Genomic DNA, 12112 nt, shown 5'->3' on the forward strand with positions numbered 1-12112 from the left:
GTCGTGATAGTTCATCAACGCGGCAATGGCCTCGATTGACAGCTGGCTGTCACGCAAGTAGGTCGCTGCCTGCTGGGACAGAATCTCGTCGCGAACTTTCCGAAAACCGCTGCGTTCCTGTTTGAGTTTGCGTGCCAGGGTGCGTTTGCTCATGAACAACGAGGCCGCTGCTTCGTCTTCACTGAGCGTTCCGGGCGGTCGGGACAACATCATCATCTTCAGCTGGGTCTGATAGCTCGGTTTATCCGACTGAAGTTGCGCAAGCATCGATTCACACTGTTGCAAGGCCAGACGATAGTTTTCGTGATTGGCGGAGGCATTCGGTTCCCGACACAACGACATCGGCAACGTAAGTTTTAACTGGTCGCAATCAAAGCGAATCTGCCCGGGCAAAAAATCGGCATACATTGCCTGATACGGGGGTTCAGGATGAGCGAAGCATATTTCAGCCTCATGCAAAGGGCGACCAATTATAAACTCGCCAAATTCAAAAAGGGCCTTAACCATCGCATCCGACAGGCACCGCTGTATGTCATCGTCCAGCGACTCCTGGTAGTCCAGAATACATTCCAGGCGCTCGTTGACTTGCCGCAAATGCAGTTGGATGAAGCTCGCGCGCGTGGGCAGAAAAGTATGAATCGCTTGCAGCGCAGTGAGAAAGTCGGGGCTGCTGTAGGCCACGAATCCCATCGCACCATGGGTTGCCGGGGTCAGTCGCTTGCCTAGCCATAACCCTAATTCCGGCTGGCCGGACAGATCCAGTGCGTTGCGCAGAATCCGCACCTGCTGCGCTGCGGTAAGCAGGCTTTCCTCGCTCAGGAATTGCGTCACACCAAGCCCGGTGCCGAGCAGCAGACGTGGCAGTTGTTTGGCTGTTAAATCGAGCTCACGTGCAATGAGCCGTGAGTAATTCGATGGAATGCCGGGACCGGGTTTTTGCAAATCACCCGTCTTCTGCGTCGTCATCATTGATCTTCCCCGTCCTGAATGAACGTCATTTTGTCTTTAAATGACCTCAGCTTGTCAAGAAATGACCTGACAGGAGTGTCGTTAGACAGACAATATCTATTACTGAAAACTACTGGCAGGAGAACAATATTGGGCAAGATTACTTTTATAGAACATGATCAAACTGAACATGTCGCTGAATTCAAAGCTGGTTCCTCGGTAATGCAAATCGCCGTTGACAATCTGATTCCCGGTATTGACGGGGATTGTGGGGGAGAGTGTGCCTGTGGTACCTGCCACGTCATCGTCTCGGACGATTGGTTCAGAAAGACAGGTACGCCTGGTGGTGAGGAAGAGCAAATGCTGTCAATGACCCCGGAGCGGGCAAGCACTTCGCGCCTGGGCTGCCAGGTGGTCATTACTGATGAAATGGACGGCATGACCGTGCATTTACCCGAGTTCCAGATGTGAACATAGGAGGACGCATGCCAACACTGTCCAAAACATTTGACGACATTCAGTCCCGAGTGATTAATGCTACCTCCAGGGTGGTGCCGATGCACAGGCAGATCCAGGGGCTGAAACTGTTAATGGGCGCCAAGAAGAAGGCCTTCGGCCCACGCCGGCCCGTGCCCGAATTTGTTGAATCAGCCATCCCGGACGTTAACACGCTGGCCCTTGAGGACATCGATGTCAGCAATCCGTTTTTATATCGGCAGGATCAGTGGCGCGCCTATTTCAAACGGTTGCGTGATGAGGCTCCGGTCCATTACCAGAAGAACAGCCCCTTCGGCCCCTTCTGGTCGGTGACTCGCTTTGAAGACATCATGTTCGTGGATAAGAGTCACGACCTGTTTTCCGCCGAGCCGCAAATCATTCTGGGTGACCCTCCAGAGGGACTGTCGGTGGAAATGTTCATAGCGATGGATCCGCCAAAACACGATGTGCAGCGCAGCTCGGTACAGGGCGTGGTGGCACCGAAGAACCTGAAGGAAATGGAGGAGCTGATCCGATCGCGTACCGGCGATGTGCTTGACAGCCTGCCTCTGGGCCAGCCCTTCAACTGGGTGCCCACTGTATCGAAGGAACTCACCGGTCGCATGCTCGCAACCCTTCTGGATTTTCCTTACGAGGAACGTCACAAGCTGGTGGAGTGGTCGGATCGAATGGCCGGTGCAGCCTCGGCGACCGGCGGCGAGTTTGCCGATGAAGAGATCATGTTTGACGACGCAGCAGACATGGCCTGGTCTTTCTCCAAGCTTTGGAGGGATAAAGAAGCGCGCCGCGCGGCGGGCGAAGAGCCCGGTTTCGATTTGATCAGCCTGCTACAGAGCAACGACGACACCAAAGATCTGATCAATCGCCCGATGGAGTTTATCGGCAATCTGACGCTGCTTATCGTTGGCGGCAATGATACCACTCGCAACTCAATGAGTGGTGGCCTGGTGGCCATGAACGAATTCCCAAAGGAGCTCGAAAAACTGAAGGCAAAACCGGAACTGATTCCGAACATGGTGTCGGAAATCATCCGCTGGCAAACGCCGCTGGCCTATATGCGCCGAGTCGCCAAGCAAGATGTTGAGCTGGGCGGCCAGACCATCAAAAAGGGCGATCGCGTTGTGATGTGGTACGCCTCGGGCAACCGTGACGAGCGCAAGTTCGAGGACCCCGATCACTTCATTATCGATCGCAAGGACGCACGAAACCATATGTCATTTGGCTACGGTGTTCACCGTTGCATGGGCAACCGCCTGGCGGAATTGCAACTGCGTATCCTATGGGAAGAGATTCTCAAACGCTTTGACAAGATCGAAGTCGTCGGCGAGCCGGAGCGCGTGCAGTCCAACTTCGTGCGGGGCTATTCGGAGCTGATGGTCCAGCTGACACCAAAAAGTTAATGAACAGGCTGACCAGGATGACGACCGAACAATTTGACTATGTCGTGGTTGGCGCGGGCTCGGCCGGATGTGCTGTCGCCAGCCGCCTGTCGGAGAGCGGTCGCCATTCTGTGCTGCTGCTTGAAGCCGGTCCGGAGAGCCGCCGCAACCCTTTCGTGAACATGCCGCTGGGTTTCCTGCAGCTGATGTTCAGCCGCCGCTACAACTGGCAGTTCAATACCGAACCGCAGCGTCACATGCACGACCGGGCGCTTTTTCAGCCGCGGGGCAAGATGCTTGGCGGTTCCAGCGCCATGAACGCGCAGGTCTATATTCGCGGGCATGCCCGGGACTACGACGAGTGGGCACGGCTGGGGTGCAACGGGTGGTCATACGCCGAGGTGTTGCCCTACTTCCGCCGATCGGAACATTTCGAGCCCAAACTTACGCTGAATGAGGCAGAATTTCATGGTCAGGGTGGTCCGCTGAACGTTGCCGAGCGGCGCTATACCAATCCGCTGAGCATTGCGTTTGTCGAGGCGGCAACCCAGGCGAAGTACCGGCTCAATACAGATTTCAACGGCAGTGAGCAGGAGGGCGTGGGCTTCTACTACGCCTACCAGAAAGACGGCACACGCTGTAGCAATGCGCGGGCGTATCTGGAACCCGCTGCGGGGCGCTCCAACCTGACGGTTTGCAGCGGCGCGCATGTCACCCGGGTGCTACTCGAAGGCACCCGCGCCACCGGTGTCGAATACCGCGATACAACGGGGCAGACGCAGGTTCGTGCCAGGCGCGAAGTTGTGCTCTGCGGCGGCGCGTTCAACTCGCCGCAACTGCTGATGCTGTCCGGGGTCGGTCCGCGGGAGGAACTGTCCCGGCATGGCATAGAACTGCGCCATGCGTTGGAGGGCGTCGGGCAGAATCTCCAGGATCATATCGACGTGTTCGTGCGCGTCAGCGCCCGCAGCCGCCAAAGCATCTCGATGCATCCGAGCTACTGGCTCAAGGGGCTGTGGGGCGCTCTGACGTATCTGAGCGGCCGGCGGGGCGTGCTGTCGAGCAACGGCGCCGAGGCCGGCGGGTTCATCCGCTCCCGGCCCGAGGAGCCGATACCCGACCTGCAGCTGCACTTCGCGCCAATGCTGTACGACGATCACGGGCGAGACCTGAAGACCGCGATGAGCGGTTATGGCTACGCGGTGATGATCTACGGGCTCAGGCCATCGTCGCGCGGGCGCGTCGGTCTGCACAGTGCCGACCCGTTTGCGGCGCCGCTGATCGACCCCAACTACATGGCCGAGTCCGCCGATGTCGAGCGACTGGTACGCGGGGTACATCTGGTGCGCAGAATCCTGGCGCAGGCGGCCTTTGCCCCGCACCACGAGGTTGAGGTCTCGCCCGGGCCGGCGCTCCAGAATGACGACGATCTCGCCGCATGGGTACGGCGCAGCGGTGAATCAGCGTACCACCCGGTTGGCACCTGCAAGATGGGTGTTGATCCGATGGCGGTGGTCGATCCGCGCCTGCGCGTGCATGGCCTGCAATGCCTGCGGGTGGTCGATGCCTCCATCATGCCGACGCTGGTCGGCGGAAACACCAATCAGCCGGCAACCATGATCGGCGAGAAAGGCGCCGCGATGATACTTGAGGATGCCGGGGAGACGGTCGGCTAGCGCTGCGGGGGGCATCCCGGCGCACAGCTGGCATCCGGACTTCTGATCAATCTGATCCCAGAGAACAACAGGCAGAGACAGACTATGGCAAACCAACAGAAAGAGACGACAGTCATCGTTGGCGGCGGGCACGCAGCGGGTGCGCTCCTGACAACCCTGCTGCAAAAAAAATATCAACAGGAAGTGATTCTGGTGGGCGAAGAACCACATCCACCCTATCAGCGGCCGCCCCTGTCCAAGAACTATCTGGCAGGAGAGGTTGATCAGGCGTCGCTGTACCTGAAGCCGCGCTCGGTGTACGAGAACGCCGGCCATCAGTTGCGGCTTGGTGTGCGTGCCGAACAGATTGATCGGGACAACAGGACCATCAGCCTGTCGGACCAGAGCACATTGAAATACGATCGACTGGTTCTGGCCACGGGGTCCCACGTCCGAAGCCTGAACGCACCCGGGGCTGACCTGGAGGGCATTTATTATCTGCACGACATAGCTGACTCGGATGCCCTGCGTGAAGAATTGCTCCCGGGGAAGCGCCTGGTCATCGTGGGTGGTGGTTACATTGGACTTGAGGTGGCAGCCAGTGCCACCAAAAAAGGCGTTAATGTCACAGTACTGGAAGCGGCCGAGCGTCTTATGCAGCGTGTAACAGGCCCGGAAATCTCAGAGTTTTTTTACACCAAACACAGCAGCGCCGGCGTGGATCTGCGGCTGAACACGGCGGTAACCGGTTTCGAAGCGGGCGATCAGGGGCATGTGGCTGGCGTGACCTTGGCGAGCGGCGGCACTGTACCGGCCGACATCGTGCTCGTTTCAGTGGGTGTTGTGCCGGAAACCGCCCTGGCTGAGGCCGCCGGCCTGCCCTGTGATGACGGCATTATTGTTGACGAGTTTACCCGCACAGAAGATCCCGCCATCCTGGCGATCGGCGACTGTACCCGCCACCGGAATCTTTTCTTCGAGAAGATGCAGCGCCTTGAATCTGTCGCCAACGCGGTTGATCAGGCCCGGACAGCGGCGGCAACCCTGATGGGCGAGGAGAAACCCTATAACAGCGCTCCATGGTTCTGGTCGAACCAATATGACGTGCGTCTGCAGATGGTGGGGTTGTCGCAACATCATGATCAGCGTGTGCTGCGCGGAAGCCCGGAAGACAAGGGATTTGCGGTGTTCTATCTCCGCGATGGCTGTGTCATTGCTGTTGATGCGGTCAACCTGCCCATCGCTTTTATGGTCGGCAAGACCCTCGTTCAACAACGCAGGCAGGTCAATCCTGAAATGTTGAAGGATCCGGATATTGAACTGAAGTCCTTGGTGAGCGGTCAGTCCATAAATTGAAATTGACGACCGAGTAGAGCTGTGCCCTTAGTTTGCCCAAAATTGCGAAAGCAATGCACAACTCATACGGCCTATGGATATCATATCCTACGACCGACAGCTTTCAGTGAGCGCAAAGGATGCGTGAGCCACAACCGGCGGAATTTCCCGTAGCCAGACACATTACTGTTGCTCTGGTAAACCGAGAGCACCATAGCGAATGATATGGACTCCCCCTGCTCCCACGGCATCGATGTGCCACATTGAAGGTGTCTGACATCTTCAATCAAAAGCAGGAGGAGTCATCATGAATGTTACAACCATTGGCATCGATCTGGCGAAAACTGTGTTCAGTATTCATGGCACCGATCAACACGGCAAGGTCGTGGTTCGCAAACGACTGAACCGGCCCAAGCTGTTGCCTTATATCGCTCAGCTCCCACCCTGCCTGATTGGCATGGAAGCCTGCTCGGGTGCCCACCATTGGGCTCGGGAAATGACCAAACTCGGCCACGATGTCCGAATCATTGCACCCCGGTTTGTCGCGCCCTATCGCAAGAGCAGCAAGAACGACGACAACGATGCCGAGGCCATCTGTGAGGCAGTAGGTCGGCCGAATATGCGGTTTGTTCCAATCAAGACCGAAGACCAGCAAGCCGTACTGTGCCTGCATCGTATTCGCCGTGGACTGACCAAAGAACGCACCGCGCAGATCAATCAGATTCGTGGGCTGCTGGCCGAGTTCGGACTGATCATTCCCCAGGGCCGTTACGCCGCACGGCGCCGGGTTCCCGAAATCCTGGAGGATGCCGAAAACGACTTACCCATGCTCGCTCGCCGCTTAATCAACAACATCAACCAACGCATTCGACAGCTCGATGAAGAAATCCTGGCTTACGATCGGGAGGTCGAAGCGATGGCCCGGAGCGATGAGCAGGCCAAGCGCCTTATGGCCATACCGGGTATCGGACCACAGACCGCAACAGCCCTGCTGGCCAGTGCGCCTGACCCCAGACAGTTCAAAAGTGGGCGACACTTTGCCGCATGGTTGGGTCTGGTGCCCCGACAATACTCGACCGGTGGCAAGGTGCGACTTGGCCGAATCACCAAGCGCGGGGACAAATACCTGCGAACGCTGCTGATCCATGGCACCCGGGCAGTGATTGCAAAATTACCGGATAAGAATGATCGACTCAGTGACTGGGCCAAAGACCTGGTGGAACGACGTGGATACAAGCGGGCCGCCGTTGCGATGGCGGCCAAGAACGCCCGGATTATATGGGCACTACTCATGAATCAAACCGAGTTTAAGACACAGCCTGTGGAGGGCTAAAACCGAGCACCAACGACAGGCAGAACAAGCCTGCCAGAAGAGTCTTGCAACGGCAAGCGATGACGGAACGGTCAGACCGAGAGTGGGAGAACCTGTTTATTTCTGCGGCTCAGCGAAGCCGACTAACGAATAAGGTCCCCGCTCACACGCATCATCATCCTGGCCCGGGCAAAAACGCCCACAAAGAGGCCGAATGTAGAGCCGCAGTCTCAAACCGCTTCGGATTCAAATGGCGTTGCTTGACCGCAGGGGGAGTCCATGTAGGTGAAATAATTCTCTATATGTCCCACTAATAACCTCACCTTGCAATTACCGACGAAAATATGAACTTGATTTTACCCACAAAGAAAAAGCGAAGTCTCTATCGGCCATTATGGGTAGAGGTTCCGATCACTCAATCCTTCATAAGCAACATCGCCCATTCGGTGTCGACCTCTTGTTTTGGTTCATCTGAGCATATGCTTTTTCATGCGGATGGGTGGTGGCAGCCAAGACAGGGCTTTTCAGACTGCAAGCTTCAAGCGGTGTGTAAATCAAACACAGTAAGATTCCGGCTTATTGATGGTGGACATCAAGAACCGATAGTTACGAGCGGTATTAATGTTAAGACACTTGCTCGATTAAATGAAACTTGCGGGACTACTGAAAAGGTTTTCTATAGTAAGGACGTGCCGGTCCTGATGGCTATATACTACTCGACTAAACGATACGAGACCTTTAAATGATGCATAAGGCTGGGGCTATATACCTAAGGAAGATCTGAATAACCGCTGGTTTTTGCCCCTTTTCCGCAATCTTGGCGGAAAAGGGGCGCATTGGTCTTACGCTGCAGGTTTTTTATCAATCAGCAGGTTGCTGAAAGCGACCAGCAAATGCAGACGGTTGGTATACTTGGCATTTAAAAGCGATATGCAACACCGATGCTCACGATAGTGGGGTCCACTTCCACTTTTGCCTGAACAGGGGCCGGGCCCAGGTTACCGGTGATATCCGCCTCGAAGGGTGCATATCTAACGTCAAAATTTGCCGACCAGTTATTGTGTATCCTCCAGCGAAAACCAGCCTGAACCGCAGGGGCCCATGTATCTTCGACGTCGAAGTCGGTTAGTGCGCGATCCTTCTCATCTAAAAAGAGAATCCGTCCTACACCCGCTCCAAAGTACGGAGAGAAGTTGCTACCCGTCAAAACATGATACTGAAGCGAAAGAATTACCGGACCATAATCTGTTTGACCAAGAAAAAGACCGGAGAGAGACTCTTCGCCCTGGAGGTCCGCACTAGCGGGAATGCCGCCAAAAATGTTAAATGCCAGCTGATTACTCAGAAAATACGACACGTCGAATGATACGGTCGTATCGTTGTTAATAGACAGGTTGGAATTTGGAACGGGGGCACTCCCCGCAGAGGCTGATCGCAAATCTTCATCGGTTAGAACTCTAGTGGCATTCAGCCCAACCACCCAGTCGCCTCTACTGTAAACCGGCTCAGATTGAGCGTTGGCCAGGCTCGCAGCAAGTGAAAGTAAAAGGAACGCCACTAACGAGACTTTACTAATTATTTTAGGTTTCATTTTTTATTATCCTTTTTGGTATTAAAACAAATTGGCTTTAGGTAAAACTGCAATTTTTCGTAACACAAATGCCACTCATTGAAGCTAGCTTGCCGGTTTATTGACTAATACTTCCCCATACTCAGAACGCAGCTTGTTTTTTAATACTTTCCCAGTGGCATTGCGTGGCAATCCTTCCACAAAGATCGCGCGATCCGGGATCTGCCACTTGGCGACTTTCCCTTGATAATGAGCAAGAAGTTCCTCCTCAGTAATATTTGCGTCGGGTATTTTTACTGCCAACAGGATCGGTCGTTCGTCCCATTTATCATGGGAGGCCGCCACTACGGCAGCTTCATTGATGGCAGAATGGCCCATTGCGATTCCCTCCAATTCGACTGTAGATATCCATTCACCACCAGATTTAATAATATCTTTTGAGCGGTCACGTATTGTCATAAATCCATCATCATTGATCGAAGCAACATCACCTGTCTCGAACCAACCGTCTTCCTCAAGAGTCTGATTTGGTTCAACACCGAAGTAATCGGCTACCACCCAATGACCACGGATGCGGAGATTTCCCTGAGCAATGCCATCTTCGGGCAGTTGATGGCCGTCTTCACCCACAATTTTGAGCTGCACCCCGTAGGGAGGCCGTCCCTGGCTTTCACGGATTTTGTTTCTTCCTTCCTCCGAAAGAGTATTGTGTTTCGACAGCAGTGCATTGACGGTTCCGATCGGTGATGTTTCTGTCATTCCCCATGCATGGACAACTTCTACGCCATACTTACCACGAAACTCCGACATCATTGAGGGCGGACAAGCGCTACCCCCTATCACCGTCCGTTTAAGCGACTGTGCCGAGGAGCCAAGCTCGTCCAAAGCCGAGAGAAGTCCCTGCCAAATTGTAGGCACACCCAGCGCAATCGTTACGCTTTCTGAATCGATCAGCTTGACCAAACTTTGTCCATCCAGGCCAGGACCAGGCAACACCAGTTTGGCTCCAACCATCGCCGTAATGTAGGGTACCCCCCACGCATTTACGTGAAACATAGGAACAACCGGCATCACCACGTCCCGTGCCGATAAATTCAGTGCGTCGGGTTGAGCAGCTACCAGCGCGTGCAGAACGGTGGAGCGGTGTGAATAGAGCACCCCTTTGGGATTTCCAGTGGTGCCCGATGTATAGCAGAGGCTTGAAGCCTGGTTTTCGGCGATTTCAGGCCAATTCGCGTTAGGCGTTCCTCGCTGAAGAAACTCTTCATAAAACAACAATCCTGGAAATTGCGCTGCAATTTCTTCGTCCGGTTCGGACATCAATACAAATTTCTCAACCGTCTCCAGTCGGTCTCGGATATTTGAAACAATGGGAAGGAACGTTTTGTCAAAGAATATGACTTTGTCTTGAGCATTGTTGATAACGTAAACGAGTTGTTCTGGAAACAGTCGCGGGTTAATGGTGTGACACACCATCCCGCCACCAGAGATGCCAAGGTAACATTCCAGGTGCCCCACGTTATTCCAACAAATGGTCGCGCACCGATCCCCCTGGACATAGCCTGCCGTTCGAAGCGCTGACGCAAGTTGTCGCGACCGCTCCGAAACAGTTGCCCAGTCAGATCGACTGGGATTTCCATCCGTTCCTATCGACACAATCTCAGCGTCTCCATGGTAGCGAGCAGCATGGTCGATCAAGGAATTCACGGTGAGCTCCATGTTCATCATTTGGCCAAGCACGTTTATCTCCTGTCGTTTTTGTAGTTGGTTGACGCGAGTATCTGGCGTCATTAAGGTCCAATGTAGAAGGCATAATCCGGGTTTGAACCTAAACATTTCCCAAGAGGATGTCGGCTGCATTTTCGGCAATCATCATGGTGGGTGCGTTGGTGTTACCGGCAACCAAACTGGGCATTATCGAGGCATCGACAACTCTTAGCCCTTCAATCCCTCTGACTTTTAATTCCGGATCAACGACTGAATCCGGATCCGCGCCCATACGACAAGTGCCAACGGGGTGGTAAATAGTCTCTGCATTTTCCCGGATAAAGTCCGCAATCTGACCGTCCGAAGACACCGAGTTTCCGGGCTTAATTTCTCGTTTACTATGTAAAGCCATTGTTGGTGCCCCGAGTATCCGTCGTCCAAATTTAACGGCCGAGTGTAGTGGCATAGTAAATCTGGCCACCTGATTTTGAGTGTATGATCACTCACATAATGAATCAGGTGAAGACGATGGCGAAAACTAGAAACTTCAGTCCGGAATTCCGTTTGGAGGCTGCTCAATTGGTGGTCGACCAGGGATACACAGTGAAAGCTGCCTGCGATGCCATGGGTGTTGGCAAATCCACCATGGAGTACTGGGTTCGTAAACTTCGTTCCGAGCGGGCTGGCAAGGCACCCAGAGGCGAGGCCCTGACCACAGAGCAGCGTGAAATTCAGGAACTGAAGCGCCGCCTTCGTCGGGCGGATGAAGAAAAGGAAATCTTAAAAAAGGCTACCGCTCTCTTGATGTCGGACTCCCTGAGCAATTCTCGATAATCGAGCGACTTGAAGAGAGCTATGCGGTGCAGCGCCTGTGTCAGGTGTTTGGGGTGCATCGCAGTAGTTACCGGGCATGGCGTAACAGGGATCGAACGCCCTGTGAGGCTGAGCAAGAGCTCCAGGAGCAGGTTATCGAGGCACACGAGGCCAGCCAGGGTTCAGCCGGGGCAAGAACCATTGCCAGCATGGTGACACAGGCCGGAATACCGCTGAGCCGTTACCGTGCCAGCCGACGGATGAAGCAGTTGGGGCTGGTCAGTACGCAGCCGCCAAGCCACGTTTACAAGAAGGCCGATCAGCCACACCTGGATATTCCGAATCTCCTTGACCGGGAGTTCGACGTAGAGGAGCCCAATCAAGTATGGACTGGAGATATAACCTATCTGTGGACCGGTGCGCGCTGGGCTTACCTGGCTGTTGTGATCGATTTGTTCTCCCGTAAACCGGTGGGTTGGGCCATATCTCTGTCGCCGAATACGGATCTGGTGAAGAAGGCTCTGACGATTGCGTATGAATCCCGGGGAAAGCCTTCAGGAGTCATGTTCCATTCGGATCAAGGGTGCCAGTACACCAGCCTACGATTCCGGCAGTTGCTCTGGAGTTATCAAATGAAACAGAGCCTCAGCCGACGCGGGAATTGCTGGGATAACGCTCCCACCGAGCGCTTCTTCCGGAGTCTGAAAACAGAATGGGTGCCGGGAATCGGGTATCCGTGCTTTGCCTCGGCAAAGCAATCGGTCACGGACTATATGATCGGTTATTACAGCGCACTGCGGCCTCATAAACACAACGGCGGATTGCCGCCGAATGTGGCAGAACAGGCCTACTGGAAAGCTCAAAAGACGGTGGCCTAAAACACTTGACCACTACA

Annotated in this window: 9 protein-coding genes and 1 pseudogene; 6 read left to right on the forward strand and 4 right to left on the reverse strand. The window is 54.5% G+C overall.

Features of this window, described 5'->3' with window-relative positions; genetic code table 11:
* Nucleotides 1-969: transcriptional regulator CypR (locus tag B2W52_RS15785; protein WP_286803708.1), on the reverse strand; the 969-nt coding region annotated here is incomplete at its 3' end.
* Nucleotides 970-1098: 129 nt separating this feature from the next.
* Between B2W52_RS15785 and B2W52_RS15790 the strand changes: the two genes are divergently transcribed.
* From B2W52_RS15790 to B2W52_RS15810, 5 genes are all read left to right on the forward strand, one after another.
* Complete coding sequence (locus B2W52_RS15790) at nt 1099-1419, forward strand: 2Fe-2S iron-sulfur cluster-binding protein (protein WP_008170311.1); 321 nt, start codon at nt 1099-1101, stop codon at nt 1417-1419.
* A gap of 14 nt (nt 1420-1433) precedes the next feature.
* On the forward strand, nt 1434-2846 hold the full coding sequence (locus B2W52_RS15795; protein ID WP_008170310.1) for a cytochrome P450: 1413 nt from the start codon (nt 1434-1436) through the stop codon (nt 2844-2846).
* A gap of 17 nt (nt 2847-2863) precedes the next feature.
* Nucleotides 2864-4501, forward strand: a complete 1638-nt coding sequence (locus B2W52_RS15800; protein WP_023011694.1) for a GMC family oxidoreductase — start codon at nt 2864-2866, stop codon at nt 4499-4501.
* A gap of 84 nt (nt 4502-4585) precedes the next feature.
* Nucleotides 4586-5836 (forward strand): NAD(P)/FAD-dependent oxidoreductase, encoded by a 1251-nt coding sequence (locus B2W52_RS15805; RefSeq protein ID WP_008170308.1) that lies wholly within the window; start codon nt 4586-4588, stop codon nt 5834-5836.
* Between the two features lie 286 nt (nt 5837-6122).
* Entirely contained in the window at nt 6123-7148 is a 1026-nt protein-coding gene (locus tag B2W52_RS15810; RefSeq protein ID WP_008170306.1) for an IS110 family RNA-guided transposase, read from the forward strand.
* A gap of 898 nt (nt 7149-8046) precedes the next feature.
* On the opposite strand, the gene B2W52_RS15815 is transcribed toward B2W52_RS15810, so the two are convergent.
* The 3 genes and pseudogenes from B2W52_RS15815 to B2W52_RS15825 all read right to left on the reverse strand — a co-directional run.
* Nucleotides 8047-8718: an OmpW/AlkL family protein gene (locus B2W52_RS15815; protein ID WP_008170303.1), complete on the reverse strand. Its 672-nt coding sequence runs from the start codon at nt 8716-8718 to the stop codon at nt 8047-8049.
* Between the two features lie 84 nt (nt 8719-8802).
* Nucleotides 8803-10488, reverse strand: coding sequence for a long-chain fatty acid--CoA ligase (locus B2W52_RS15820; RefSeq protein WP_236040830.1), 1686 nt, complete (start codon nt 10486-10488; stop codon nt 8803-8805).
* A gap of 37 nt (nt 10489-10525) precedes the next feature.
* A pseudogene (locus B2W52_RS15825) lies at nt 10526-10858 on the reverse strand (GMC oxidoreductase); the annotation flags it as partial.
* Between the two features lie 74 nt (nt 10859-10932).
* On the opposite strand from B2W52_RS15825, the gene B2W52_RS15830 reads away from it, so the two are divergent.
* Nucleotides 10933-12095, forward strand: a protein-coding gene (locus B2W52_RS15830) for an IS3 family transposase (protein ID WP_085987361.1) whose coding sequence is annotated in 2 segments (ribosomal slippage) — nt 10933-11182 and nt 11182-12095 — 1164 coding nt in all. Because the reading frame shifts where the segments join, the coding sequence is not laid out codon by codon here.
* The last annotated feature ends 17 nt before the right edge of the window (nt 12096-12112 follow it).

The organism is Marinobacter sp. UBA2498, assembly GCF_002341575.1.
Lineage (GTDB): Bacteria > Pseudomonadota > Gammaproteobacteria > Pseudomonadales > Oleiphilaceae > Marinobacter > Marinobacter manganoxydans.

Excerpts from the sequence above, each read along its gene's own strand:
- B2W52_RS15795 (WP_008170310.1), top strand. The coding sequence starts at position 1,434 with ATGCCAACACTGTCCAAAACATTTGACGACATTCAGTCCCGAGTGATT.
- B2W52_RS15800 (WP_023011694.1), top strand. The coding sequence starts at position 2,864 with ATGACGACCGAACAATTTGACTATGTCGTGGTTGGCGCGGGCTCGGCC.
- B2W52_RS15805 (WP_008170308.1), top strand. The coding sequence starts at position 4,586 with ATGGCAAACCAACAGAAAGAGACGACAGTCATCGTTGGCGGCGGGCAC.
- B2W52_RS15810 (WP_008170306.1), top strand. The coding sequence starts at position 6,123 with ATGAATGTTACAACCATTGGCATCGATCTGGCGAAAACTGTGTTCAGT.
- B2W52_RS15815 (WP_008170303.1), bottom strand. The coding sequence starts at position 8,718 with ATGAAACCTAAAATAATTAGTAAAGTCTCGTTAGTGGCGTTCCTTTTA.
- B2W52_RS15820 (WP_236040830.1), bottom strand. The coding sequence starts at position 10,488 with ATGACGCCAGATACTCGCGTCAACCAACTACAAAAACGACAGGAGATA.